26 protein-coding genes are annotated in these 26872 nt (G+C 41.3%); 13 read left to right on the top strand and 13 right to left on the bottom strand.

What is annotated here, in order from left to right; translation table 11 throughout:
* Nucleotides 1-7: 7 nt before the first annotated feature.
* Nucleotides 8-2506 (bottom strand): PilZ domain-containing protein, encoded by a 2499-nt coding sequence (locus JF50_RS24890; protein WP_039611946.1) that lies wholly within the window; start codon nucleotides 2504-2506, stop codon nucleotides 8-10.
* A gap of 139 nt (nucleotides 2507-2645) precedes the next feature.
* Between JF50_RS24890 and radA the strand changes: the two genes are divergently transcribed.
* Together radA and JF50_RS24880 are read left to right on the top strand one after the other, a co-directional pair.
* Nucleotides 2646-4016, top strand: coding sequence for a DNA repair protein RadA (radA, locus tag JF50_RS24885; protein ID WP_039611945.1), 1371 nt, complete (start codon nucleotides 2646-2648; stop codon nucleotides 4014-4016).
* A gap of 9 nt (nucleotides 4017-4025) precedes the next feature.
* Nucleotides 4026-4949 carry a hypothetical protein gene (locus JF50_RS24880; RefSeq protein ID WP_039611944.1) on the top strand — a complete coding sequence of 308 codons (924 nt, stop codon included), beginning with the start codon at nucleotides 4026-4028 and terminating at the stop codon, nucleotides 4947-4949.
* Nucleotides 4950-5001: 52 nt separating this feature from the next.
* On the opposite strand, the gene JF50_RS24875 is transcribed toward JF50_RS24880, so the two are convergent.
* Nucleotides 5002-6339, bottom strand: coding sequence for a peptidoglycan DD-metalloendopeptidase family protein (locus JF50_RS24875; protein ID WP_039611943.1), 1338 nt, complete (start codon nucleotides 6337-6339; stop codon nucleotides 5002-5004).
* 151 nt (nucleotides 6340-6490) lie between these two features.
* Between JF50_RS24875 and tyrS the strand changes: the two genes are divergently transcribed.
* Entirely contained in the window at nucleotides 6491-7690 is a 1200-nt protein-coding gene (gene tyrS / locus JF50_RS24870; RefSeq protein WP_039612206.1) for a tyrosine--tRNA ligase, read from the top strand.
* 38 nt (nucleotides 7691-7728) lie between these two features.
* Here tyrS and JF50_RS24865 read toward each other — a convergent pair whose 3' ends face one another.
* The 4 genes from JF50_RS24865 to folE2 form a co-directional block, all read right to left on the bottom strand.
* Nucleotides 7729-8673 (bottom strand): cobalamin biosynthesis protein CobD/CbiB, encoded by a 945-nt coding sequence (locus tag JF50_RS24865; protein WP_039611942.1) that lies wholly within the window; start codon nucleotides 8671-8673, stop codon nucleotides 7729-7731.
* A complete protein-coding gene (gene mtnN, locus JF50_RS24860) occupies nucleotides 8674-9381 on the bottom strand; it encodes a 5'-methylthioadenosine/S-adenosylhomocysteine nucleosidase (RefSeq protein WP_039611941.1) in 708 nt (235 codons plus the stop codon).
* Between the two features lie 120 nt (nucleotides 9382-9501).
* Nucleotides 9502-10080, bottom strand: coding sequence for a DUF2726 domain-containing protein (locus tag JF50_RS24855; protein ID WP_039611940.1), 579 nt, complete (start codon nucleotides 10078-10080; stop codon nucleotides 9502-9504).
* Nucleotides 10081-10185: 105 nt separating this feature from the next.
* A complete protein-coding gene (folE2, locus tag JF50_RS24850) occupies nucleotides 10186-11106 on the bottom strand; it encodes a GTP cyclohydrolase FolE2 (RefSeq protein WP_039611939.1) in 921 nt (306 codons plus the stop codon).
* Nucleotides 11107-11368: 262 nt separating this feature from the next.
* Between folE2 and arcB the strand changes: the two genes are divergently transcribed.
* A complete protein-coding gene (gene arcB, locus JF50_RS24845; RefSeq protein ID WP_039611938.1) occupies nucleotides 11369-13696 on the top strand; it encodes an aerobic respiration two-component sensor histidine kinase ArcB in 2328 nt (775 codons plus the stop codon).
* Between the two features lie 4 nt (nucleotides 13697-13700).
* Here arcB and arcA read toward each other — a convergent pair whose 3' ends face one another.
* The 5 genes from arcA to trmB form a co-directional block, all read right to left on the bottom strand.
* Nucleotides 13701-14426 (bottom strand): two-component system response regulator ArcA, encoded by a 726-nt coding sequence (arcA, locus tag JF50_RS24840; protein WP_039611937.1) that lies wholly within the window; start codon nucleotides 14424-14426, stop codon nucleotides 13701-13703.
* A 107-nt stretch (nucleotides 14427-14533) separates the two neighbouring features.
* Nucleotides 14534-15061 (bottom strand): YfiR family protein, encoded by a 528-nt coding sequence (locus tag JF50_RS24835; RefSeq protein WP_039611936.1) that lies wholly within the window; start codon nucleotides 15059-15061, stop codon nucleotides 14534-14536.
* Nucleotides 15061-16680 (bottom strand): sensor histidine kinase, encoded by a 1620-nt coding sequence (locus tag JF50_RS24830; protein ID WP_039611935.1) that lies wholly within the window; start codon nucleotides 16678-16680, stop codon nucleotides 15061-15063. The genes JF50_RS24835 and JF50_RS24830 overlap by 1 nt, the downstream gene beginning before the upstream one ends.
* 146 nt (nucleotides 16681-16826) lie before the next feature.
* Nucleotides 16827-17864: a methyltransferase gene (locus tag JF50_RS24825; RefSeq protein WP_039612205.1), complete on the bottom strand. Its 1038-nt coding sequence runs from the start codon at nucleotides 17862-17864 to the stop codon at nucleotides 16827-16829.
* A 69-nt stretch (nucleotides 17865-17933) separates the two neighbouring features.
* Complete coding sequence (gene trmB / locus JF50_RS24820) at nucleotides 17934-18659, bottom strand: tRNA (guanosine(46)-N7)-methyltransferase TrmB (RefSeq protein WP_039612204.1); 726 nt, start codon at nucleotides 18657-18659, stop codon at nucleotides 17934-17936.
* A 125-nt stretch (nucleotides 18660-18784) separates the two neighbouring features.
* On the opposite strand from trmB, the gene mutY reads away from it, so the two are divergent.
* Complete coding sequence (mutY, locus tag JF50_RS24815; protein WP_039611934.1) at nucleotides 18785-19843, top strand: A/G-specific adenine glycosylase; 1059 nt, start codon at nucleotides 18785-18787, stop codon at nucleotides 19841-19843.
* A gap of 37 nt (nucleotides 19844-19880) precedes the next feature.
* On the top strand, nucleotides 19881-20153 hold the full coding sequence (locus JF50_RS24810) for an oxidative damage protection protein (protein WP_039611933.1): 273 nt from the start codon (nucleotides 19881-19883) through the stop codon (nucleotides 20151-20153).
* Nucleotides 20154-20184: 31 nt separating this feature from the next.
* Here JF50_RS24810 and ispB read toward each other — a convergent pair whose 3' ends face one another.
* Nucleotides 20185-21159: an octaprenyl diphosphate synthase gene (gene ispB, locus JF50_RS24805; protein WP_039611932.1), complete on the bottom strand. Its 975-nt coding sequence runs from the start codon at nucleotides 21157-21159 to the stop codon at nucleotides 20185-20187.
* A gap of 379 nt (nucleotides 21160-21538) precedes the next feature.
* Between ispB and rplU the strand changes: the two genes are divergently transcribed.
* From rplU to galU, 7 genes are all read left to right on the top strand, one after another.
* A complete protein-coding gene (rplU, locus tag JF50_RS24800) occupies nucleotides 21539-21850 on the top strand; it encodes a 50S ribosomal protein L21 (RefSeq protein WP_023399739.1) in 312 nt (103 codons plus the stop codon).
* Nucleotides 21851-21869: 19 nt separating this feature from the next.
* On the top strand, nucleotides 21870-22127 hold the full coding sequence (gene rpmA / locus JF50_RS24795) for a 50S ribosomal protein L27 (RefSeq protein WP_023399740.1): 258 nt from the start codon (nucleotides 21870-21872) through the stop codon (nucleotides 22125-22127).
* Nucleotides 22128-22256: 129 nt separating this feature from the next.
* Nucleotides 22257-23402: an Obg family GTPase CgtA gene (gene cgtA / locus JF50_RS24790; RefSeq protein WP_039611931.1), complete on the top strand. Its 1146-nt coding sequence runs from the start codon at nucleotides 22257-22259 to the stop codon at nucleotides 23400-23402.
* Between the two features lie 51 nt (nucleotides 23403-23453).
* Nucleotides 23454-23945, top strand: coding sequence for a type 3 dihydrofolate reductase (folA, locus tag JF50_RS24785; RefSeq protein ID WP_200890439.1), 492 nt, complete (start codon nucleotides 23454-23456; stop codon nucleotides 23943-23945).
* Between the two features lie 78 nt (nucleotides 23946-24023).
* Nucleotides 24024-24398, top strand: coding sequence for a DUF3718 domain-containing protein (locus JF50_RS24780; protein ID WP_039611930.1), 375 nt, complete (start codon nucleotides 24024-24026; stop codon nucleotides 24396-24398).
* A 324-nt stretch (nucleotides 24399-24722) separates the two neighbouring features.
* Nucleotides 24723-25079 (top strand): ribosome hibernation-promoting factor, HPF/YfiA family, encoded by a 357-nt coding sequence (gene hpf / locus JF50_RS24775; protein WP_039611929.1) that lies wholly within the window; start codon nucleotides 24723-24725, stop codon nucleotides 25077-25079.
* A gap of 141 nt (nucleotides 25080-25220) precedes the next feature.
* Entirely contained in the window at nucleotides 25221-26096 is an 876-nt protein-coding gene (gene galU / locus JF50_RS24770; RefSeq protein WP_039611928.1) for a UTP--glucose-1-phosphate uridylyltransferase GalU, read from the top strand.
* 55 nt (nucleotides 26097-26151) lie between these two features.
* Here galU and JF50_RS24765 read toward each other — a convergent pair whose 3' ends face one another.
* The gene (locus tag JF50_RS24765; RefSeq protein WP_200890438.1) at nucleotides 26152-26829 is read right to left on the bottom strand and encodes a hypothetical protein; all 678 of its coding nucleotides are present in this window, start codon (nucleotides 26827-26829) and stop codon (nucleotides 26152-26154) included.
* Nucleotides 26830-26872: the final 43 nt, after the last annotated feature.

Below are 26872 nucleotides of genomic sequence, written 5' to 3'. Positions count from 1 at the left end.
AGGCTTATTAAAAATGTTTAGTAAGCCACTCTTTTTTACGCTGCTGCATTCTTTCAATTAAATGGGGTTCTAGTCCCAATACAGGCATCATTACATCTGTCACGTCTACAACGTCACATACCCCGTTGACTGACCATAGCGCCTCTTCTAAGCCTTTGGCTTTATGTAAAGCATAGTGACTGACATAGCGCAGCTCGTTGGCTAAGTGGTCCATATCTGGGCGGCCTGTTTTGGATACATAAAGGTGGCAGATAAATAGGATGCCATTTTTGAGTGCTTTTTTAGCAAATAAAAAGAGTGGCTCAATGGGCTCTCCAAAAGGTATACACTGAGATTTCACGCCATGGTTTTGTTCGTTCATTTGTTTTTCGTCAAAATGAACAAAAAGCGTAAACCTAAGTGGCTTATCTTGTCGGGACTTTTCTCTCATCAAGTCGGTTAAAGGCTCAGCAACATAATTAACAGGGAAGAGTTTATCTGGGAACAGTAGCTCTTGGCCATTGTGAGTCGTGAGATGCGGCAACAGGACATTATGCAGTGGAGAGGGATATAGGCCATGACCAACTGCACCAATTTCCATATGCGATGCCTTTTTGTGAAGATAGAGCGGCAGTTGACAAATGCTCTTTGTAACCATATTTCTCAGCGCAGTAGATAGGCCTGGTATTTTAGGGGCTTCTTCGCTCGGCTGAAGTTTGTCTTTATTATTTTCTATGAGTGCGGTAAAAAACTCCATTGCAGTGTGTGTGACACCTGCAACTTGTTTGACTTTTAAATTAATAATGGTCTTTGATTTACTCACCGCCATGATTTCATATCTTAAGCCTGATAAAGCATGCTGTTTAGTTATCTTTTGTAGATCGGGTAAATCAATCGTCACTAAATCGCCTTTGGTGACATCTATGGCGTTTTCAACTTCGATCTGTAGACCCATCACAGAAAAATCTCGCGTATTACCATTTATTGATTGATTATCAGAAATATTTAAGGTGACTGCGGTACGGTATAAAAACCGCTTATGCGATCTTAAATTGACATACTCTAAAGCGACTTTTTCCAGTGGGGGCGGGTTTTTCGACTTACCATGCCCAAATTCTTTGAGACGATTGATACTCTCTTGAGCATAAGACATTTGATTACAGTGCGACTTAAGCTCAGGGGTAGTGATCTCTGTCAGCAGCATTAAGTGATGGACTGGTTCAATAAGACCTTGTGCACGAGGAGGAGGGCGCTTATTGAGCTTTTCAACATTTTTTCCTGCACTTTTTGGTAATGACAGCGGGATAAACGCATCTTCATGATGGCTAGGCATAAGCTGCACTTTGAAGACTCGCCAGCTATCTTTTTCGCTACCAAACCCTAAAAATAAGCTCTTCAGCTCTGGCTGCTGCTCCAGTTCCCAGTCAAATGCAGAGTAAAAATAGATTTTACCACCGTTAGAGTGCGTAAATGTATAGCAATAGGCTTCTTTTACTGGCGCTGATTGTAACAGTAATTTTTGCAGTCGTTTATTATTAAACACGCTATATAAACAGGAGGTTTTTCGCTCATCTTCAAAATAGTAATTGATGAATGCGTTGTTCTCGTTAGTGAGTACCATACTGGGGAGAAGCAGGTTATTAACCCGACTGAAAAACACAAAAAGAGAGCTGACTCTAGGAAGGTAATATTGCTCGTATCCTTTGCAAACAACGGCATCCATGGTGTTGTCTAAATTAATTTTATAGCGTCTTTTATTACCGTGGATGAAGCTTTCTAAAAACTCATCAAAGCCTGAGTTATTTTCTACAAAGGTACGCTTTAAGCGGACATAGTTATAATCTGAGTTTGACTCTTCCACAGCGACCACTTCGTATTGAATCCCTTCTTTTAAGCCGAGTTCGAAATCTTGTTCTAATCCGACTAATCGAAGTGTGATCACATTCTTGGGGTGGACATGATAGCTCTTTCCAAGTTTGATTTTTGCTCCACTCAATGAGATATCTGAGGTACTCGCTGGGATAGTAGTTCCACTTTTTAACTCAACCGTAATTTTGATTGAGTAGTTCATCCGTTCTTCTATGCGGCTCTCATATGAAGCGAATCGAATCAATTGTGCTTCATGCTCAAAAACGACCAAAGGTTCGGTGTCATCTTGATCTTGAGCTTGCTTTTGCATCACCTTGTAATTATTGTCGGTGTGCATAACGGCCTCATAAACAGCCATGGTGTAACCGCCATGTTGCGCAACTTCTCGCTCGAAAACACTGATGGCGAGATCATCCATAAAGTGTTGCTTCCCATCATGCTCGTATGGTTTTACATCACCAGAGACCTGCCCTCTTAGATCAATAAAGCGTGCAACAGGTTGAGATAGGCGCGTCATTTCCATCTTTAATAAGAATTGATCAGGTTTTGTGAGATGTGCGGTCTTTTGTTTGAAGATAAAATCAAAATTTGGATCGCCTAAATCTCCTTTTAGGTCATTAATAAGGTCTTGATGTAATTCTAATTTATCTTCACTCATAGCTTTTCGCAGTTTGTCCGCAGACAATGTCTCTTTGTTATTATTTCAGCCTTCGCCAATTTTATGTCAGTATAGCTACATTCTTAACTTGTAGCTTAACTGGGTTTTCCATTTAAGCAATAACTATGCCTTGATATATATGGGAAAAAAGAAAACCGCATTTGTATGTAGTGATTGTGGAGCGGAATTTGCTCGTTGGCAAGGGCAATGTTCTGAATGTAAAGCCTGGAACACCGTAACAGAGTTTCGTGTACCTTCTGTGAAAGCGGCTCCACGCAGTGCAGGCACAACTGGCTATGCAGGTGTTGTCGAAGCAAAAATTCAGACGCTAGATGAAGTAAATCTAGAGTCTTTGCCAAGATTTTCAACGGGATTCAAAGAGTTTGATCGCGTTTTAGGTGGAGGGGTTGTCCCTGGCAGTGCCATTTTAATCGGCGGTGAACCTGGCGCGGGTAAAAGTACTTTGCTGTTGCAGACGATGTGTTTGCTCGCGCAATCAATGCCAACGCTATATGTTACGGGTGAGGAATCACTACAGCAAGTCGCTATGCGTGCTAAGCGTTTGGGGTTGCCGACAGATAAACTAAAAACGCTGGCAGAGACCAATGTTGAAACGATTTGTCAGCTGGCGTTGAGGGAGAAACCAGCAATTATGGTGATTGACTCTATTCAAGTTATGCATATGACGGATGTCCAGTCAGCGCCGGGAAGTGTTTCACAAGTGCGAGAAAGTGCTGCTTACCTGACGCGTTTTGCAAAACAGAATCAAGTTGCAATCATCATGGTAGGCCATGTGACTAAAGATGGTACGCTTGCTGGGCCTAAGGTATTAGAGCACTGTATTGATTGTTCTATTTTACTTGAAGGGAGTAGTGATAGTCGATTTCGAACGCTTCGTGGTAATAAAAACCGCTTTGGTGCCGTCAATGAACTTGGCGTATTTGCCATGACGGGTCAGGGGCTTAAGGAAGTAAATAACCCCTCCGCTATTTTCTTAAACAGAGGGGAAGAGCAAACGCCAGGTTCTCTGGTTATGGTGATTTGGGAAGGTACTAGGCCTCTACTGGTCGAAGTTCAAGCGCTTGTTGATTATTCCCAGTTAGCCAACCCGCGACGTGTGACTGTTGGTTTGGAGCAGAATCGTCTTGCAATGTTATTGGCTGTCTTACATCGTCATGGCGGTTTGCAGGTTGCAGATCAAGATGTCTTTGTTAACGTGGTTGGTGGGGTTAAAGTGAATGAAACCAGTGCCGACTTGGCGTTGATCACCGCTTTAGTATCCAGTTTTAAAAACTACGCGTTGGATAAACAGCTGGTTGTATTTGGTGAAGTAGGTTTAGGAGGGGAGATCCGCCCAGTACCTAGCGGTCAAGAAAGACTCAGAGAAGCTGCCAAACACGGCTTTAAACGTGCTATTGTACCAGTCGCTAATAAACCGAAAGAAGATATCGAAGGGATGGAAGTCATTGGTGTTTCCAGCTTAAACGATGCATTACAAGCGCTATTTTAAGGAATCATTATGAATAAAGCGGCTCTCACAGGTGTAGCACTTGCTGTTGCAGGTGGCGTGGCAGGTACAAACTGGTATGCGAATAAAACGGCAAGCGAAGTTGTAGCACAGCAAATACAGCAGTTTTCTGAGCAAACTGGTCTAGCGGTGAGCTATCAAAGTGTAGATTACAGCTTATTAAGTAATACGGTAGTGTTGGAAAATATCTCATTTAAGGAGCAAGATACAGAACAGGGGTTAGTAGAGATTGACCGCTTTTCTTTGAAAGGGTACGAGAAAGGGAAGATAAGCCCGTTAACGGTACTTCAGGTTCAAGGCTTATCATTGTCGAATGAGTTTAAAGGCACCGCTGTAGAAGCGATACCAAGCGCGTTATCTGACGCTAAATATAACCTCAACTCTACCATGCGTTATGATGAGTCTAGTGGTGACAGTCAATTAGAATTTGATATGTCGGCTGAAAAAGTAGTGAGTTTTGGTATGGATATCGCGTTGAGTAACAGCCGAGACTTTATGGAGTTGCAGCATGATATTCAGCAAATGCACGATCAAGGCGAAATGACTTTAGAAGCTGAGTTGCAAATGCAGAGCAAAATGATCACCACGATGCAGTCTTTACAGCCAGTTAAGATGTCATTTTCTTTGAAAAATGAGGGTGAGCTCAAATCCCTTGTTGAAGATGAGCTACAAAAAAACGGGCTAGATCATGAGCAGTTGAAGGCAATGATCGCGAGGCAAATGGAAAATGTGCCAGCAAGTGATGAGGCAAAACAGGCTATTCAATCATTTATCGCTGGATTGTCTTCACTTGAGGTCAGTATGCAGTTCCCTGAAAATACGAGCTTCATGCAGCTAGGCTTACAGATTCAGCCTTTGGCTGGGAACCCGCAGGCATTAGAAGAGTTTTTAAAACTTAAAATAGTGGGCCGTTAACAGCAACAAAAAAGGCGAGGAAAACCTCGCCTTTTTTGTGTTTGAACTTTGTCTACTTGTCGTTTAAAGCAAGCATTAATTCTCGTTTGCGCTCTAACCTTACTAACATTTGATCTGCCAGCGGTTTGAACTTCGCAAGTTCTTGTTTTGGCAAAGGTAGAGACTTCGGTAATTTAACTGTTCTTGGGTTACGGTGTGTACCGTCGACTAAAAACTCATAGTGTAAGTGTGGTCCAGTAACACGGCCAGTTGCGCCAACAGTGCCTATTTTCTGGCCCTGTTTCACTTTTTGTCCTGTTTTTACATGCAGCTTATGCAAGTGAAGGTATTTGGTCGTGTACTGGCTGCCATGCTCAATGAATACGTAATTACCATTGAGACGGTTAAAGCCTGCTTTGGTTACTCGGCCATTGCCCGCTGCCACTACAGGTGTGCCTACTTTAGCAGCGTAGTCAATGCCTCTATGTGGGCGTACTTGCTTCGTAACCGGGTGTAATCTGCGCGGGTTAAAGTTAGAACTGATATATTTGAAGTTTACCGGTGCGCGTAGGAAGGCTTTTTTCATGCTGCGACCCTCTGGCGTATAAAACTCGCCATTGGTATGCCTGATAGCCGTGTAGCGGTCACCTTGGTTCATAAACTCTGCGGCAATGATTTTTCCATTACCAATTTCTTCACCATCAACATAATGTGATTCATAGACTAGTGTGAACGTATCGCCTTCACGAATGTCGTTAGCAAAGTCTACATCCCAACCAAAAATATTGGCAAAGTTCATGATCTGTCGTTGCGTCAAACCGGCAGAGATACCCGCAGTCCAAAAGCTTGAACGGATCTTTCCGCCAGCGGTTTTTTCACGCGTTTCGATTTCTTTACTGGTTATCTGTGTGGCGTAGTTACCATTTTCAGTACGTGTGACGTACAGTGTATCTGTTTTGGAAAGCACATATTTAAGTTGTGCGAGATTACCTTGTGCGTCGCTTGCAAAACTGAGGGTTTCACCAGGGTGAATTTTTGTCAGCTTGCGCGTTTCTTCGTTGGTGTTAACTAAATTATGCAACGTTTGAGCTGAGTAGCCAGCACGTTTAAACAATACAGCAAGACTGTCACCTGAGCGTACTTTATGATCTGCATAATCGTAAGTAACTGTATTTTCTTGTTCTTGTTGTTTTTCAACCTCAGCGCTTAAAGTTGTTAGCTGCTCAGGTTTTTGCTCTTCAACTTTAATTGGAAGCTCATATCGCTTGCCAATTTCTAATGCATCATCTTTATGATCTTTAGATGCAGTGGCTTTTTCAGAGGGCAGCAAGGCTATCCCAACCATTGCAGCCAACAAGCCGACAATAAGCATTTTGTGTTTTTTGGGAAGCTTATTTACTGCAGGTACCATAACGTGCCTTTTTCGCTGTCAAGAAATTTTATGAATAATAGTGCAGCATATACGTAATAAAGCGTTAATACCAGTATTTTGTGCATTTAAACTCCGCGCAATATAGGCTAGAATCGAGCGATAAACTGAATATTGTGTTGGAGTGATAATGGTGGACATTGAAACTGCATTTGCTGAGATTAAGCGTGGTGCAGAAGACATATTGATAGAAGATGAACTGAAAGAAAAATTAAAGTCAGGTAAAAAGCTGCGTATTAAAGCTGGATTTGATCCAACAGCGCCTGATTTACATTTAGGCCACACAGTACTAATTAATAAATTAAAAACTTTCCAAGATTTAGGTCATGAGGTCATTTTCTTAATTGGTGATTTCACCGGTATGATTGGTGACCCAACTGGTAAAAATGTCACTCGTAAGCCACTTACTCGTGAAGATGTACTTGCCAACGCAGAAACCTATAAAGAGCAAGTATTTAAAATCCTTGACCCTGCAAAAACTACGGTTGCGTTTAATTCACAGTGGATGGAAAAATTAAGCAGTGCGGACATGATCAAGCTTGCATCACGTCAAACTGTGGCTCGTATGCTAGAGCGTGATGATTTTAAAAAGCGTTATGCTGGCGGCCAAGCAATTGCTATCCATGAGTTCTTATATCCACTAGTTCAGGGCTGGGACTCTGTTGCATTGGAAGCGGATGTTGAGCTTGGTGGTACGGATCAACGCTTTAACCTATTGATGGGCCGAGAGTTACAAAAAGAAGAAGGCCAAAAGCCGCAAACAGTGCTAATGATGCCACTGCTTGAAGGCACTGACGGTGTGCAAAAGATGTCAAAGTCTTTAGGTAACTATATTGGTATCACAGATGCACCAACGGAAATGTTTGGTAAAGTCATGTCAATTTCTGATGATCTCATGTGGCGTTACTATGAGCTACTAAGTGCTAAGTCACTGTCAGATATTGAAGCCTTAAAAGAAGAAGTGACAGCTGGTCGTAACCCACGTGATATCAAAATCGATTTCGCAAAAGAAATGATTGCTCGCTTCCACAGTGAAGAAGATGCACAAGCTGCACATCAGGACTTCATTAAGCGTTTCCAGAAGAATGCATTGCCAGACGATATCCCTGAGGTATCAATCAGCATCGAAGGCGACACCACGTTTATTGCAAATTTATTAAAAGAAGCGGGTCTTGTGGCGAGTACGTCAGAAGCCATGCGCATGATTAAACAAGGTGCGGTCAAACTTAATGGTGAAGAGAAAATCACTGATACTAAATTAGAAGTAGCAAAAGGCAGTACAGAGATTTACCAAGTTGGTAAGCGTAAGTTTGCTAAAGTAACAGTAAACTAATTGCCTGATTTGATAGCCAAGTGGTCATTACTGCTTGGCTATATTAAATTAATGGCAAACCAAATTAAAACGGTCAACCCCAGCCAAAATAACCTCATACTGCTCAACAGCTTTAGCATATGCTGAATGTCTTCAACCACTGGCTGCCTATCGCTACCAATCCTAATGTTGTCAAAACGTTCGTTGTTGTAAAATCGTGGCCCTGCAAGTTGCACATTTAAATTGGCAGAAAACAGTGCCATGACCCAGCCTGAATTTTTATTTACGTAATGCTGTGCATAATGTTTAAAGTAGTGTCTTGTCTTAGAGAAGTTTTGTGTGAGGGCCATAATAAAAGCAAACCCTCGTAGTGGAAGCCACTCAAGTAAATATATCGAGCGTTGAACTGGGCGCATAAATGGGTGCCTGACGCTTAACTGCTGTCTCCAGCTTTGGTCGCAAAGTAATAACAGCTTATAGGTAAGTGCGATGTAGGGCCCTGCGATAATATAAAAAATGATAACAAGATAAAAATGGCGAACTGTGTTGAGGGCGAGTGAGTCTAAACACGCTTTGATGATCCCAACTTCAGATAGCTTATCGGTATCTCTACTTACAATACTGGTTAATAGCTGCTTTGCCGATCCTTTTTGACCATGGGATATCAGTTTTGTAATGCGTCGAGCGCGTGTCTCAAAATGGGTATCTAAGCATAGAAATAAGATTAAACCGCCAAACCACTGAGGATAGAAAGAGATATAAGATAAGGTGTAGAGCAACACAACCACAGTCAGTATTGGTAAAAAGCAAGCCAGCGTGCCTGAAAGGGTATGTTGAGCATCAGAGTTATGCTTTTTTACGACGCGCTTGGCTAAATTGCGAGTGAGTAGCGCAAAGACCGTATTGGGATGATAGAGCTTTGACAGCTTCAAGCCAAATGCACATATCAGGGCCAAACAAAAGATAAGCAAGCCCTCTTGGGCTTGCAACAAATTGAGTGTCACTTACAGCGTTACCTGTTGCAGGTTTTCAAGCAATGCGACCACTAGTTTTGATGAGTTGACAGAAGCAACTTCTAAATATTCATCAAAAGACTGTGGAGATTCTTTACCTGCGATATCTGATAGTGAGCGGATCACGACAAACGGGGTGTCTAGTACGTGACATGCTTGTGCAATTGCAGCACCTTCCATTTCAACGGCTAACATATTTGGAAAATCCTGACGTGTCTTTTCAATGCGCACAGGATCACACATGAAAGAATCACCAGTACAAATCTGTCCTACCATAGTTTGAATATCACCGACAGCGTGAATGCTTGCTTCAGAAGCTTTAATGAGCGCTGGGTGTGCTTCAAAGCCCGCAGGCATTTGTGGCACTTGGCCCATTTCATATCCAAATGCAGTAACATCTACATCATGATGACGTACTTCACTAGAAATAACCACGTCACCGACATTGAGAGATGGCTCAAACCCGCCAGCAGACCCTGTATTGATAACGCAGTCTGGTGCAAAGTTATCGATGAGTAGTGTGGTTGCAACCGTTGCTGCAACTTTACCTATACCTGATTGAACCAGCGTCACTTCATGACCGCCAAGTTCGCCTGTGTAGAATGTGAATCCACCTTTTGTCAGGGTTTTAGGTGACTGCATTGTGTCACGTAAAATCGTAACTTCCTGCTCCATCGCACCGATAATGCCAATTTTCATAATTTATCTCTTTGTATTTAATTATTGTTCATTATATACATTCTTATTTTGAAAGCATTAATTCGTCGTTAAAACTGTAGGACTTGCTGCTTAAAAATTTAAGCAGCAAGGGGGATGATGTTAGATTTCAGCAAGCGCCTTTGCTTGTGATGGTGAAAGCACCGCAGGTTTATTGTTGCGATTGCGAATCGGCTTAGTTTTGTCAGGTTTTTGACCCAACTTGAATAAGATTGCGGCACGGACTTCTGGACTCTTGTAACCCGATTTTATCTTCATTCTAATATGAGGGATCCCCGCAGACTCTAGTGCACCACTAACAAACCAATCTTTTTGGGCTTTGTGACCATTCTTGTTGGCGTTATTAACCAAATCTACCGCGGCGACAATATTGAGTGTACTCTTATCTACTAATACATAGTCGAGCTGCTTATTTTGCGCCTTGGTAATGGCTGAGCGTCTAGCTTTTTTTGATAAGCCTGGCTTGCACTCAATGACGTCGACTAACTTTACGCGGCTTACAATTTTATATCTATCACCTACAGCTCGCTCGAGAAGTTGCAAAAAGGACGCTTCTACAGTCGTAAAAACAGACTCTTTACGGTTAAACGGATAAGGGTTGCCACCCACGTCGGTATATTTAGAAATTACGATAGAGGCAATAACTACGAGCGCTAAAATAGCTAAAAGTGTTAACTCCATAAATCACTCCACGACAACAAATTGACTTTGATAATTTATAAGCAAAGAGTGTGCCGAAAGTGATCTTAGGGTAGGCGCTAAATGTTATTTAGCGCCGACAGGCCCCTAGGCCTTATAGCCGCCAGCGATCCCTTTAACCGCATAGGCAACGGCATCATGAGCGTGAAGAGATTCGTAGTGGTTAATTTTGATGAAAAAGTCGGCAAAGTTTTGCTGGTTTAACAGTGCTTTTAATTTTCTTGCCGCATCTTCACAAAACATCAGGTTCTGTCCATTCAGTCTGGCAAACTCTTGCTCGTCTTCACGTTTTACAGCTGCTTGAACTGGTGTTTGTAATTCTTGCTCTGCAATGTCGATTAACCCTTTAATATCAAAGTCTGGGGCACCCTGTGGTAGCTGCACCTTGATATTAGCAACAGAACGCTGGGAGTGAGGGGTGGCCACTATACCTTCAGTTGTGCCAAGCCATGCGTGCACACTTGCATGGTCCAAAGGTTGACCTGCAAATTTTTCCTCAAAGGCATTTTGAATCAGTTGCCTTGCCAGTGCAGCAGAGCAAGGGCAGGTTGATGAATAAGTGACATCAACAGCAAGCTCGATACTGAGTTTCTGCTCTTTTAAAGTGGCAGTGATAGTAACTGGGTAGCTTTTCCAACCTTGCTTGCCACTGAGTAGCGATGCGCGACGCAGAGGCAGGTCAAATTTAATAATGACTCTGGCTGAGCCACTCAAACCTTCGTGAGTGGTTATGAATTGGTCTAGCAATGCCGTAAGTGTTTCTGGTGATAAAGACTGTTCACATGATAGTTTGTCTAATGCTAAGTATAGCCTAGACATATGTATGCCTTTAGCATCCGGTTTATCTAGACTGACGAAAGCATCAGCTTTAGCAGTGACAGGAATATCATTTAGTCCTTTACTGGCAAATTGAAATGGTAATTCAATATCTCCCATTCCAACCCAGTCTAAAGTTCCGGTTTTCAGCGCAGCAGCACTGTGCGCAATGTCTGGCATTGAAGTTGGCATTTAAACTCTCTTTAATCACGACCTCAGAAATGCTCTTATATTACACTAAATCGAGTTTTTTTTCTGTGGTTATTCTCATATTGAATAAAGAAAAAGTCATATAGTGTGCAATATTTGATACATTATCACATTTTTTATGTGGTTACTTTGGATTGTGATAAATTTAAAAGTTTGAGATTTTTCAACAAAGTTCCAGCGCTTGGCCGCTCGCATATGTGCTCAGCTGAGGTATAATAGCGGCGTTAACAAGGTGACTATTATTATGCTTGATTCTTCATTTGGGTCTTGGGCTCGAATTCTTTCCAACTTGGTTCGAAAATACGGTGAACGCAAGGCCGGAGCGATTGCTTATACGTTGGTATTGGTTGCGTCGCTGGTTTTGTCTTGTATGTTTTATTATGTGGCGCTGGGCTCCGTTACATTAGTCAATGTACTTTCGGTAGTGGTTTTTGCCGCTTTGACTTCGCCATTGCTCATATCGGTGGCCGTATTTGCGATCCGGCAGCTGGAAAGCTCAAAAGAGTATTTAGAGTCAGCAACACAGCAGGAAAAGCTGCTCAACCAAACACTTAAAGACAATATTAACCGCCTTAATAATGAAATAGATGAGCGTAAAATGGCATTGCATGCTAAGCATCGTGCAATAGCTGAGTTACGGAACGAAATAACAGAGCGCCGCAAAGCTGAGCAAGAGCTCGCTCAACAGAGCATGTTGTTACGCTCGATAGTCGATTCATCCCCCGATTTATTTTATTACCGAGACGAACATGGTGTGTTTGCGGGTTGCAATAAAAAATTCGAGCAGGTTATTGGTATCGACAGCGAAGGGTTGATTGGTAAAACCGCAGATGAGATTTTCATCGACCAAGTCGTACCCAAAGTATTGGAGACTGATACGCAAGTGAGTGCAACTCAGCAAACTTTATCTCTCGATGTAGAGTATTCGGTAAAAGACGAAAACCGTTGGTTTGAAATGCGCAAGCTTCCCTTTATTAATAACGAAGGCGAGTATATCGGGTTACTTGCTTTTGGTCGTGATATCACGAGTCGAAAAGAAGCTGAACAGGCACTTGAGACAGCCTATAAAGATAAAGGGAAATTTATTGCCACACTAAGCCATGAACTCAGAACGCCGCTCAATGGCATTGTGGGTTTAACTCGGATGCTACTTGATACTGAGCTAACACAGCAACAGAAAAGTTGGTGTAATACGGTATTTTCCAGCGCTGAGACATTGGGTAATATTTTCAATGATATTATTGATCTAGATAAGATTGATCGTGAGCAACTTGATATTGCGACGGACAGTATAAATGTCTCTGACTTTATCAATGATGTGGTTAATTTTTCAGATTTAATCGCGGGTCAAAAAGGGCTTGAATTCAAAATTCAACGTTCTGGGGTGCTAGATATATACGCATTGCTCGATCCGACTCGTTTGCGTCAGGTACTTTGGAATCTGATCAATAACGCAGTGAAGTTTACACATAGAGGCAGTGTTACGTTAGAGTGTCGCAGAGAAAATCGTGAAAACGGCCCTTGGCTTTCAATGAGTATCATAGATACAGGTGTTGGGATCTCATCAGAGCAGCAAGATAAGATTTTTGACATGTATTATAAGGCGCCTGATGCTGAGGGTAACAATGCTATCGGCTCTGGCATTGGTCTTGCGGTGACAAAAGCACTTGTGCTGGCGATGAAAGGCAGAATAGCGGTCAGCAGTATGCCTGGCCAAGGCAGTCGCTTTGATGTAGAAATACCACTGGAGTTGTGTACTGCGCCAAGTCAGCAAAGTTATGCGGGTAGGGGGCTGTATATTCTGCTTGTAGAAGATGTACCGCTTAATGCTGAGATTGCAACTAACTTACTTGAACAACGTGGTCACGAAGTAATATGGGCTGAGACTGGCGAAGATGCGCTATCTCTTGTACAAACAGAAGACGATTTAGATCTGATCTTATTAGATATGCAGTTACCTGATTTAAATGGTGATGAAGTTGCTAGGCAGATCAGAGATGATAGCCATTTTGACGGTTTACCTATAGTCGCACTGACCGCAAATGTACGTAGTGCTGAACAAGAGCTGCAGGGGATCAGTATCCAAGGTGCGCTTGCTAAGCCAATCAATACCACCAAGCTAGACAAAATGCTTGCCGAGTTATTTGGTATTGATAGTGTAAAAGAAGAAGTGAATGCCCAGCAACAAAGCAACATTGAAGTACTAGAAATTGAACGTGAGCTACTCGATATAGAGACGATTACGGATTTCGTAGCATCCATGGGAGTGGATACTTTCAAGCGTAGTTGTGAGCTATTTGCTAAGCTAAACCCAACATATTGCGATGAATTAAAAACAGCAAACCTAGCGGATGATGTGGCTGAATATGGCTCAGTGGCACACAAACTTAAAGGTGCGGCTGGCTCTGTGGGACTTAAATCTGTTCAGCAACATGCGAAAGTGATGGAGACGGAGTGTGCTGAGGTCGATGCACAGAAGCGAAAGGTGTGGGTAGAAGAGTTGGAAGAATTAATAAGAGAAGGGCAGTTAGCCCTTCACTCATTAATTGCAAAACTCGCTGAAAACTCTTAGCGAACTATGGTTGAGTGTTATCGATCTTACCAATGAAGCGATAACCTTCACCATGAATCGTGCTGATAAGCTCAGGTGTGTTGTTGTCGGTTTCGAAGTGCTTACGAATACGACGGATCGTCACATCAACAGTACGGTCGTTAGCGCGAAGCTCACGGCCTGTCATGTGCTTAATAAGTTGTTCACGGCTGAAAATACGACCTGGAGAGTCAAGCATTAAGCGTAGCGCTCTGTACTCACCCTTTGGTAGACGCTTAGATTCACCTGTTGGTGACGTTAGACAGCGACTATTTTCGTCTAGTTCCCATCCGTTAAACGTGATAACACCGTTGCTGTCAATAGTTGACTCTTCAGGTGTTGACCCTGTACGTGAAATAAGGTTACGTACTCGGATAGTTAGTTCACGAGGGTTGAACGGTTTTGTAACGTAGTCGTCTGCACCGATCTCTAAACCTAAGATTCTATCGACATCGTTATCACGACCTGTTAAGAAAATTAAGCCTACATTTTTTTTCTGGCGTAACTCACGAGCCAAAATTAGGCCGTTTCTACCAGGAAGGTTTATATCCATGATTACACAGTTGACATCGTCGTTTGCTGTCAATTTTTCATGCATATCATCGCCATCAATGGCTTCAATTACCTTATGACCTTCGGCTTCAAATAAACTAACGAGGTTCAGTCGAGTTACGTCTTCATCCTCAACAATTAGAATGACTGGCGTTTGCATTATTAATTAACCTTTTCGGAATGTTTTATTTACAAAAACTTCGGTGTTATATAATAAAACCGAATGTTAACGATTATAGGAGTATATTCAATTGTTAACAAGTAAAATCAGTCAGGATAGAACTTAGAAACTGCGAGTAGCCTGGAGAGCACTTTAAAGTTATGTTGTGCAACTTCTTGTCTGTTAATATATAACCGAATTTTACTCCCTTCTTGGACCAAGGAAGCAATCCCACCCCCTTCCAGAAATTCGATACTTTCGCCTACAGTCACCATATTTAAGGTAATTGTATCGGTCCAAGAGGATAGTATATCATCTTCCATTGTTTCATCAATGTATGTGATATCACAGCGCTTGGAAAGTTCCCTAAAAGGGTCAGAAAGGTTTACCTTTATTATATCTATCGGTTTACCTCGTATTTTTAAGTTATTATTTTTATTTAAAATAGCACCGGGTCCATGATTTAAATCATAAAAACAAAATCTGGTTACTTGTTTATTTTTTTGCTCCGGAAAATCGATTAACTTCGCCATTTGGTATAAAAAAGCGGAACGAATTTCATGAGGTGTTTTTGCGTCAACGTTTAAACTACAAAAAATAAAAATAAATGCAGCTATTAGGTACATTATTTTCATTAAATTACCCCTTTTAGAGGCAAAGTTATAATAAATTCCGTACCTTTTTTATTATCATCAGACAGGGTTATAGTGCCGCCCAAAGCTTGGGTGATTAAATTGTAAACAAGGTGCATGCCGAGACCGCTGCCACCCTCTCCACGTTTAGTTGTGACGAACGGATCAAAAATACGTTTTTTGACGGCATTTGATACACCAATCCCATTGTCTTGATAGATAATCTCAAGACTTTGATTGCGTTGCTCTACATGAATATGGATTTGATTATCTTTGAGGTCTAAAAAGCCATGGATGAGGGAATTAGATAAAAGCTGTTCAAATACTTGTTGTAATAAGCCAGCTTTGGTTCTCACCGTCAATTGCTCTGGACACGAGAGATCCCACACCACGTTTTTAATGTCAATTTCAGCGCGCATACTGCTGACAATTGCATTGAATAATTTGTTGATATTGACTTCTGAACTAACTTCAACATCTTGGCTAACTGCGACTTTTTTAAAGCTGGAGATCAGTTCTGCTGCGCGATTTAAATTTCGGTATATTAGGTCTAGGTTTTCAATTCCATCATGGATAAAGCGTTCTAACTGCTTGGATGTCAGGGTTTTCTGCTCAAATGCTGCATTGATGTCGGCTAACTTATCCCTTAGCAGCGTAGAACCAGTAACACCTAATCCAATAGGGGTATTTACCTCATGAGCAACACCGGCTACCATTTGCCCCAGCGAGGCCATTTTTTCATTTTCTACAATTTGATTCTGGTACTGGTGCATTCGCTCTAAGGTGTTGAGTAGCTCTTGGTTAGCTTCACGTAATGCGATGGTACGCTGGTTCACCTTTTCCTCTAGGTTTTGGTTTAGCTGCTTGATTTCGAGTTTATCAGCCTGATGGCGAGCCAATTGATTTTGCGTGCGAGCGAGCATGATATTGAGGTTATTGGCCAGCATGTTGACTTCTTCAATGTCGCTTTTTGTCGCTCTCGCAGAATAATTATGATTTTTGGACACATCTTGCAGCATGAGTGATAAGGAGTCGATTGGATTCGCTATTCGTTTTTGAATGGCGCGCGCAACAAACAGTACTAAAATTAATACGATCAACGTGAGCGCAATATCGACCAGTATTTTTTGATTAATGTACTGCGATAGTCGTTCTAAACCACCTCTCACATAGACATACCCCTCAACTTTACCTTCGTATTCAACAGGGATGATCAGCTCGACGTAATCAGCGGATACTTTTGGCTCTTTGAGTGTCTCAATATCATTGACTTTCAGAGGGACTGGGGGCGTTTTACTTGCGTTGTAGCTGGTGAAAAACACGGGCTTATTGGTGACATCATCAATGGCATAGATATGAATATTTTTAACCAATTCAACTTTATTAAACGATTTGAGTCGCTTTTCTTCGGTTTTTCTATCGTCAAAAATGAGTGTGATTTGTGCGTTAAATGCGATGATCTCAGCAATCATTTGCAGTTTGTTGACGATTAACTTTTTCTGCTCTTTAACGTCAAGATAAGTAGAAATTGAAATGGATAGAGAGAGCGACAAAGCTGTTACTAGCATAACAGCACTTATCAAAACTTTTCTTATACTTGTTTTTGTTGCGTGTTTTCCCATTGCGCGCTCATAGGTGGACCTCTTAACAGCTAACCTTAGTTTAGCAGCTTAGTTAAGTAAGTTAACAAAAAAGCGGACAATTCCCTTTATCTTATCGTCAGCCAAGCATTTAGTATTACTTTTTGTTGATGGTAAAGCTCACTGATTTAACTATTTTGTGCGTGGTATACAGCAAACTTGGTGTTTTTTGTCTCGGTTTTAAAGTGTTTAAAATGTTGTTCCATAATAGGTGGATACTTTAAAAAGCTATTTGCGACTATTTGCAAGTTTGCACCTTTTTTCATCATATGCTTGGCATTAGCTAAAAATGTTTCAGCGATGCTGTAATCGGTATCTAAACCGGTATGAAATGGTGGATTACTCACAATTGCGTCAAATTTTTCTGTCACTTGTCCTAAACCGTCACTTAATATGAAATGTCCTGTATGGCCATTCATTTTCAGCGTTTGTTCACTGGCGTAAAGAGCAAGTGCACTGACATCTAAGCAGTATAGTGATAGGTTAGGTTGCGCGTTGAGCATGTAAGTTGCTATTAAACCGGCACCGCAACCAAAATCTAATACATTGCCTTTTTGAGGCATAGAGAGGTTGTTGAGCAGCAGCTCTGTCCCGATGTCGAGTTTGCCATGGTTAAATACCCCTGGGACACTGACCGCTGTGAAGTTTTGTTCTGCGACTTTGACGCTAAATGTTTGATGATAATCGGTAATGTCAAAGTGTTGTTCTTCAGTGAGTTCATTGAACTCATAGAGTATGCAATGTTTGGCACTATCTAATTTATAGCTTGCCTGGGCATAGGGCTTGAGTTGTTTTTCAACTGATTTAACACCGCCTTTGTTTGCCCCAACAACCAGTAAACGAGTTGCTTTACCAAGGTTCGCTCGAATGTTAGATAACATCATGTTCGCTTCCGGCTTAGATTTGGGATAGTAATAAATGACTAAGTCCAAATCATCGATACTTGGTAAGCTATGACCGACAAAGCTAGTCACGTGCTGGTGCTTGGAAGCTGCAAGGTGGTCGGCAAAATTATAACTGAAAGCATAAACCTGAGATGTGGAATTAATTTTTGTTAATTCAGGCAAGAAACCATCATCACTATGATTAATGACAAGTACTTTTTCGCCGTGGAGTTCCTCTTCATTGCGAAGTAAAAGTAAGCTAGGGTTTGATAGTTTTTGCATTATTGATCTCAGGTAGTTAGCTGGTGTCGACATGAAATTAAAGGGGCTGAAAGCGCCCCTTACTGATAATTAAGCTGTACGCTCAAACATGAGGTCCCACACGCCGTGACCTAGTCGGTGCCCACGCTGCTCAAATTTGGTAAGTGGTCTAAAGTCAGGTCTAGGTACGTAGTCATTATTTTCAGACTGATTGCTATAGCCTTCTGCTTGTTGCATGACTTCTAGCATATGCTCCGCATAGTTTTCCCAATCAGTTGCCATATGGAAAACACCACCAACCTTCAATTTGGCACGGATCTTTTGTGCAAACTCAGGCTGCACAATACGGCGCTTGTGATGACGCTTTTTATGCCATGGATCTGGGAAGAATAGCTGCAATTTACTTAAGCTGCTATCAGGGATGCAATCGGCCAACACTTCTACTGCGTCGTGTTCAAAAACACGTAGATTTGTTAGGCCATGTTCATCTGCTTCCATAAGGCATGCGCCAACACCTGGGCGGTGAACTTCGATACCGATAAAGTTTTGGTTTGGATTATTCTTGGCCATTTCAACCAGTGATTTCCCCATACCAAAGCCAATTTCTACAACTACGTCGTTGTCGTTGCCAAATATTTCATTGAAGTTGAGTAAGCCTTGGCTATGCTCAAGTCCAAGAGTTGGCCAACACTTTTCTAGCGCTGCTGCTTGACCTTTAGTTAGGCGACCTTCACGTTTTACAAAGCTGCGCACTTTTCGGATGTATTTACCTTCTTGCTCAGCCTGCTCTAGTGCTTGTTTACTCGATTCGTTCATTGTCATCATCTGCGGTGTAAAAATTGGGCGCATATTATCCCTGTTCGCGTCGATAAGTACAAGAGCTTGACGTTTTTAAAAACCTTCTTACACTGGCGGCTGTAGCTAGTAGATTGAGAATAAAGATGCCCGTTGACCGTCAAACAGCAGATTGGTTCGCAACACAAGTTGTGGATTGGTACCACCTTCATGGCAGAAAAACACTGCCATGGCAAATAGATAAGACTCCATACAAAGTATGGGTGTCTGAAGTGATGTTGCAGCAAACGCAAGTCGTCACTGTGATCCCTTATTTTGAGCGCTTTATGTCAAGATTTCCGACAGTCATTGACTTGGCTGATGCGGATGAAGATGAGGTATTGCATCATTGGACTGGGTTAGGCTATTACGCAAGGGCAAGAAACCTTCATAAAACAGCCAAAATTATACGCGACAAATATAGCGGAAAATTCCCAGAAACTTTTGAGCAGGTTGTTGACTTACCAGGGATTGGGCGCTCAACAGCGGGTGCTGTACTTTCACTTGCTTTAGGTCAACACCACTCTATTCTAGATGGTAATGTGAAGCGTGTATTGGCACGTTTTTTTATGGTTGAAGGTTGGTATGGCGTTAAAAAAGTGGAAAATCACTTATGGGAACTGACCAATGCGGTAACGCCATCTGGAGATGTGAGAGAGTTTAACCAAGCGATGATGGATTTGGGGGCTAGCTTGTGCTCTCGTTCACGGTTTCAATGTGAGGCTTGTCCACTTGTTGAAAAGTGTTTAGCTTACAAAAATAATAGAGTGAAAGAATTCCCAAATTCAAAACCTAAAAAAGAAAAACCTAAAAAGTCTGCTTATCATCTAATGGTAAAGGTGGGCACTCAGGTATTGATGGAAAAGCGCCCTAACAGTGGTATCTGGGGCGGTTTATTCGGCTTTTTTGAGTTTGCAAACTTAGCTGAGTTAGAAACTTTCCTAGTTCAGCAGGGCATAGAAGTCACAACTCGTACGTTAGATCCATTTATTCATATCTTTACTCATTTTGAGCTCACAATTACGCCAGTCTGTGTTGAATTACAGCAAATACCTGATTGTGTGCATGATAATCAGCTGCTCTGGTACGATATTAATCACCCTCCTGAAGTAGGGCTTGCAGCGCCGACTAAAAAGTTAGTTAAAGTATTAAAGGCAATGGGGTAAACTTGTCACATCAAAAAGACAGAGTATAGGTGAGAAGATGGCACGTACAGTTTTTTGTCAGAAATTAAACAAAGAGGCTGCTGGCTTGGATTTTCAATTGTATCCAGGTGAAGTAGGTGAGCGCATATTTAATAATATTTCGAAAGAAGCTTGGCAACAGTGGCAACATAAGCAAACGATGCTGATCAATGAAAAGCATTTAAATATGATGGATCCTGAACATCGACAGTTATTGGAAGAGCAAATGGTTGGCTTTTTGTTTGAAGATAAAGAAGTTGAAATTGAAGGCTATAGGCCACCAGAGAAGTAAAAAAAGCTGCCTAGGCAGCTTTTTTTCATTTTTAGTATTCTCTATCTACTGAAAGCTTCGCTAAGGCAATTAGTGCCTCTTTGAATGCTGAGTCGCTTAAGCATGCAAGTTGTGCGATAGCTTTTTCAGATTCTTGCTGAGCTTTTAACATGGTCTTTTGCAGTGCATTTGTTTCTTCAAGCGTTTGCAATATATCAGGCAAATTATCGATGCCGTTACCTGACTCGATGGCCTCTCTAATTTGCGCGACTTGCGTTTCTGTGCCTGACTTCATAGCGTAAATTAAGGGCAGTGTTGGCTTACCCTCTGCTAAATCATCTCCGATATTTTTGCCCAATAACTCAGCATTGGCACTGTAATCAAGTACATCGTCAACCAGTTGGAATGCGGTACCCAAATGCATGCCGTATAGCTTTAATGCTTCTTTAATGTTTTTTGGCTGCTCTGAGACAACGGCTGGCAACAAAGTTGCTGCTTCGAATAGTTTTGCCGTCTTGCTGTAGATGACTTGCATATAACTCTGCTCAGTGGTGTCAGGGTCGTTGCAGTTCATTAATTGCAGCACTTCACCTTCAGCAATGATATTGGTGGCATCTGCCAATATCTGCATGACTTCCATGTTATTAAGCCCAACCATCAGCTGGAAGGAACGCGTGTAAATAAAATCTCCAACAAGTACACTTGCAGCATTACCAAATTCAGCATTAGCCGTTGGCTCTCCGCGTCTTAGGTTTGACTCATCGACGACATCATCGTGTAGCAAGGTTGCAGTATGAATAAACTCAATGATGGTAGCTAAAGTGATATGTTTATTTTGTTGCTCAGCTTCAAGTGCCTTGGCAACAAGCAGTGTTAGCATTGGTCTAACCCGCTTCCCACCACTATTAACAATATACAGACCCAATTGATTTACCAATGCAACATCAGATTGCATTTGTTCAAAAATAAGTTGATTCACAGAGAGCATGTCTTGCTCAATCAATGATTGGATAGTCTTAATATCCATAGTATACCGTGCTAAAGCCCCAGTTAGAGATAAACGCCGCAGATTGTACATTAAAATTTCCGCCGACTCGAATTTTAAACGTATAGATAGTTAAAAAAATAATGATTGGATTAAATAATGGTCATTTTTGTGTTCAGTATCTGTACTGTTATGATCTGTCAAGTATTTAGGTGTGAAGTTTTAGTAGTAAAAAATAGTTTAGCAATGCGAACTTTTTAGCTAGAATAGGCAAAAATGAATTAATGCTCTCAAACAAGCCAATTTTTATTCATTATTTTGTCATTAGGGTATTGCGCGTAGTTCGACATTAGCGTAAACTTCGCGCCCTATTGAAGAATATTAAGTTGCGTCGATTTGAGGGCGCACAACGGAGTTAATTATGTACGCGGTTTTCCAAAGTGGTGGTAAACAGCACCGTGTGACTGAAGGTCAAACAATTCGTCTAGAGAAATTAGACGTTGAGACTGGTGCATCAATTGAATTTGATTCAGTACTTCTAGTTGCTGATGGTGAAAAGATCGAGATCGGTGCACCATTCGTAAATGGCGGTAAAGTAACAGCTGAGGTTGTTTCTCACGGTCGTGGCGAGAAAATTAAGATTGTTAAGTTCAGACGTCGTAAGCATTCTCGTAAGCAGATGGGCCACCGTCAGTGGTTCACTGAAGTTAAAATCACTGGCATTAGCGCTTAATTTTTAGAGGTACAGAAAGATGGCACATAAGAAGGCAGCTGGTAGTACTCGTAACGGTCGCGATTCAGAAAGTAAACGCCTAGGTGTTAAGCGTTTCGGTGGCGAATCAGTTCTAGCGGGTAACATCCTTGTTCGTCAACGTGGTACTAAGTTCCACGCTGGTTCTAACGCAGGTATCGGTAAAGACCACACTATCTTTGCAAAAGCAGATGGTAAAGTAGTTTTCGAAACTAAAGGTCCTTTAAACCGTAAATACGTTAGCATCGTTGCTGAGTAATCGGTAAAGATTGATAAAAACCCCGCTTAGGCGGGGTTTTTTGTTTTTATAGCTACATATTATTTATCAGCAGCTAAGCGTACCTTGCTATAATAGCTGTTGCTATTCTAATCCAGTAAGAGAGTAACCATGAAGTTTGTCGATGAAGTAGAGATCCGTGCTGAAGCCGGCGATGGGGGAAGCGGTGTTGTTTCGTTCCGTCGAGAGAAGTTTGTCCCAGATGGTGGTCCAGATGGCGGTGATGGTGGCGACGGCGGCAGCGTATTTTTAGAGGCTGATGAAAACCTCAATACTTTAATTGACTATCAGTTTGAACGATTTCATCGAGCTGAGCGTGGTACAAATGGTCAAGGTCGTAATTGCACCGGCAAAAAAGGCGTTGATCTCGTTTTGAAAGTGCCTGTAGGTACTCGTGTTACAGATGTTGATACTCAAGAGAGCTTGGGGGATTTAACTCGTCATGGACAAAAGCTGCTTGTCGCTAAAGGTGGCTACCATGGTTTAGGTAATACACGTTTTAAATCCAGTACTAACCGTGCACCGAGGCAGAAAACACTTGGGACACCAGGTGAAGTGAGAAACTTAAAGCTTGAGTTGATGCTTTTGGCGGATGTTGGGCTGCTTGGCTTACCTAATGCTGGTAAATCGACCTTTATTCGCAGCGTATCGGCGGCAAAACCAAAAGTGGCTGATTATCCGTTTACTACACTTGTCCCGAACCTCGGTGTTGTGAGACCTGAAGCCAACAAGTCATTTGTTATCGCTGATATACCTGGTTTGATTGAAGGCGCATCTGATGGTGCGGGCTTAGGTATCCGATTCCTGAAGCATTTAGAGCGTTGTAGAGTGTTGTTGCATGTTGTGGATGTGATGCCAGTTGATGGTACAGATCCTGTAGATAACGCATTTGCCATTATCAATGAATTACATCAATACAGTCCCAAGCTTGCGGAAAAGCCACGTTGGTTGGTATTAAATAAAATAGATTTGCTTGCGGAAGATGAGTTAGAAGATGTGTGTGAACGCATTGCTCAAGAATTAGATGCAAAAGAAGTGTACCGCATATCTGCGGCGAATAAATTTAATACTCAACAATTATGTTACGATATACAAGGCCTGTTAGATACCTTGCCAAGAGATAAATTTGACGAGGAACAGCAAGAAGAGGTTGAGTTTAAGTGGGATACTTATCATCGTCAGGCAACTCAAGAAAATGATGATTGGGATGACTGGGATGAAGATGACTACGATGTAGAAGTTATCTACGAAAGATAATAAAGGGCCGTTTGGCCCTTTTTTAATACAAAATTATTATTGGAGAGAATTGTGGTTATATCAATGATAGCAGCGATGGCGAAGGATAGAGTGATAGGGGATGATAATAAAATGCCTTGGCACTTACCTGCCGATCTACAACATTTCAAAAAAGTAACGCTAGGCAAGCCAGTTATCATGGGCCGAAAAACATTTGAATCGATTGGTCGTCCGTTACCCGGCAGAAGAAATATTGTAATTACAAGAAATGCAGAGTATCAGGCCGAAGGTATTGAGGTTGCAACGTCTACTGAAGAAGCGCTCGCTTTAGTAGATAAAATAGACGAGGTTATGATCATCGGAGGTGGAAATATTTACAATCAGTTTCTACCATTATGTACAAGGTTGTATTTAACATACATTGACTTGGATGTTGAAGGGGATACGAGGTTCCCAGACCATACCTCTTCAGGTAATTGGGTAGAAGTTGAAAGCGAAGTTCATGAGCCAGATGACAGAAATAAATATCGTTATAAGTTCGTAACTTTGAATAAAGGATTATGACTTTGTTGCTAACAGTTGTGTGTGTTGCTACAATAGTGTTTGTCCTTATGTAATAAAAAAGTGCTAGGTGAATTGGCAATGAAATTTGTACCTGTTTTGTTAAGTGTTTGTATTGGTTTGGGCGCGTTTTCTTTTAGTTCGGAAACTAAAGCAAACGATCAGTTGGCTATCACATTATGCGAGTACATCGCAGTGGATGATAAAGGGCGTGTTCGTAAAGCGCTAAAGAGTTCACGTGTGAAAGTTCGTAATATCTTTGGTTCAATCCAGTGTAATGGTAATAATATTCTTCGCCATGCTATTGCAAGTAATGCCGTTGAAACTGGTAAGTTAATTGTCAAAGGGTTACCAAAAAGTGCGCTATCAGATGGGGCAGACATTGCTTGGGCAGAAAGCAATGGACATGGTGCCTCGCCACTTATTGCAGAGATAAAGAAAAGAGCTGGTTTATAATTTATAAGTCGGCTTAGATGAAAAGCTCCCGAAATGGGGGCTTTTTTAATGCCTGCAAATTACTCAATGAGACAGTCAATTTCATAACGTATTAAAAATTTATTGTTTTTAAGACTTTGTCAGCCTTCTTTGTGAAAAGAGAGGTATTTTCGCGTAAAACCCAATTACCATTTATTTAGTTTCAGTCTTATTTTGGGTCGCATATTAATATGACTTAAATCAAAATGATAACCACATCATGACAATTTTCTTAAATTTGCCCTTGAGAATTGGAAGGTATGCTCCAATACTTATTTATAGGGTAAATAAAAAAAGGAAGATCCTATGAAGATTAATCTTTCTGGTCATCATGTAGACATGACAGATGCAGTGAAACAGCATGTACAAGAAAAGTTTTCAAAAATTGCCAATCACTTTCCTTCATTGCTATCGCTCGATATTATCATTAGTAAAGAGCATAAAAAATTCTATACGGAAATAAGTACAAACTACGCTGGATCTAGAATATCAGTTAAGGGAGACAATGAGGTTATGTATCCCGCTATTGCGAATGCTGCAAAAAAATTAGATGCGTCATTAAAGCATCGAAAAGGGCAACTCAAAGCAAATAAGCATGAAAAGCCGGTAAGTACAACACCAGAAATAGCGCATGAAATAATACAAGAAATGAATTTAAATTAGTACTTGAAGGGGTCACAAGACCCCTTTTTTACAATGGCAATTTGAGCGAATTTTTATTTTACTTTAGACATTTCACACAATTGCTATGTAAGATAGAATTAGACTTTACCTTAAGAAAATATAATTCAATAGCGAACACATATGAAAGCAGTTATCCCTGTTGCGGGTTTGGGTACTCGCATGTTGCCAGCAACAAAAGCAATCCCAAAGGAAATGTTACCGGTTGTAGATAAGCCGCTTATTCAATACATCGTAAAGGAGTGCGTATCTGCTGGTGTAAAAGAAATTGTTTTGGTAACTCACTCTTCAAAGAATGCAATTGAAAACCACTTTGACACAAGCTTTGAGCTAGAGGCTACATTGGAAAAGCGAGTGAAGAGAAAGTTATTGGATGAAATCCGCTCTATTTGTCCTGAAGACGTCACAATTATGCATGTAAGACAAGGTGAAGCAAAAGGTCTTGGACATGCAGTCTTGTGTGCTAAGCCAATCGTTGGAGATGATGATTTCATCGTTGTGCTACCTGATGTCATTTTGGATGAATATAGCGCTGATCAGCGCAGCGAAAACTTAGCTGCCATGGTTAAACGTTTCCAAGAAAATGGCAATAGCCAAATCATGCTGGAGCCAGTACCATATGAAGATGTCAGTAAATATGGTATCGCTGATATTAATGGCATTGAGTTGTCGCCAGGGCAAAGCACGGCTATCAAATCTATGGTTGAGAAGCCTAATCAAGCAGAAGCACCATCAAACCTAGCTGTTGTTGGGCGTTATGTCCTATCTAGTAAAATTTGGCCGCTTTTGAAAAGAACACCTGTCGGTGCGGGAAGTGAGATCCAGCTAACAGATGCCATAGATATGTTAATGGAAACAGATACAGTTGAGGCATTCCATATGAGTGGTATAGCTCATGATTGTGGTGATAAGCTTGGCTATCTTAAAGCGATTGTTCAGTATGCCATGAAAGATGAATCATTAGGTAACGAATTTACTCAGTACATCAAGTCGTTATAAAGCGTTAGCGTAGTAAGTGGACTTGAATAAGTTTGCTTACTACGATATTGAATGGTTAGTGGCGTTCGGTGAACCTTTGCCAGGATATATTGTTATTTATCACTCGCACAGGCTTTACAACTCGAGCTAACAAGTCAATATTTGGTGCTTCAACACTATCCCCACCTTCTTTTAAGCCAAGTAAATAACTCATTGCCGATCGATTTCCCAATTGAATCGCAGAGATATATATTTGCTGTTCAAAGTTTAACCTTAAGCTACTAATTGCAGTTTTAAGACCTTGCTGATCAACATTTGGTAGACCACACTTTTGCAAGTAACCTAATCGTTCACCTTCTCCTGAAAACCATATACGTACTTTTTCGCTATAACGGTTTGACTTAGATGGTAGATCAAATAGTAGGCGACTGTGGCCTGACTCTTTAACGAATTGTATGTATTGCTCTAAACCGGCATGCCAGAGAGCATTGTGGATGGGTACAATTCTATGTTGAATTTTGCCATGAGTATGGAAACTAAATGTGTGAACTGAGCCAACTTTAGTGAGATCATTTAAGTTTAAACTACCTAATTCATCACTATATGCACCGGTATAATATGCCAAAATAGGCAGCCAAAAGTGCCAGTGTTTGGGCTGTTCTCGCTTTAGCTTTTCGTCACCGTAAATGTAGCCATTAAACAAGCTATATAGTTCCATATGGGTGAAGGCGCGCCTACCAAACTGAGATTTCATAGCTAAAGTGCTTTAACGGTCAAATATTTGGTAGACAAGTCTA

Origin of the sequence: Pseudoalteromonas luteoviolacea, assembly GCF_000814765.1 — a bacterium.
Lineage (GTDB): Bacteria > Pseudomonadota > Gammaproteobacteria > Enterobacterales > Alteromonadaceae > Pseudoalteromonas > Pseudoalteromonas luteoviolacea_H.
Note: the sequence above shows the minus strand (reverse complement) of the source record. Positions and strands in the feature narration are given on the sequence as shown.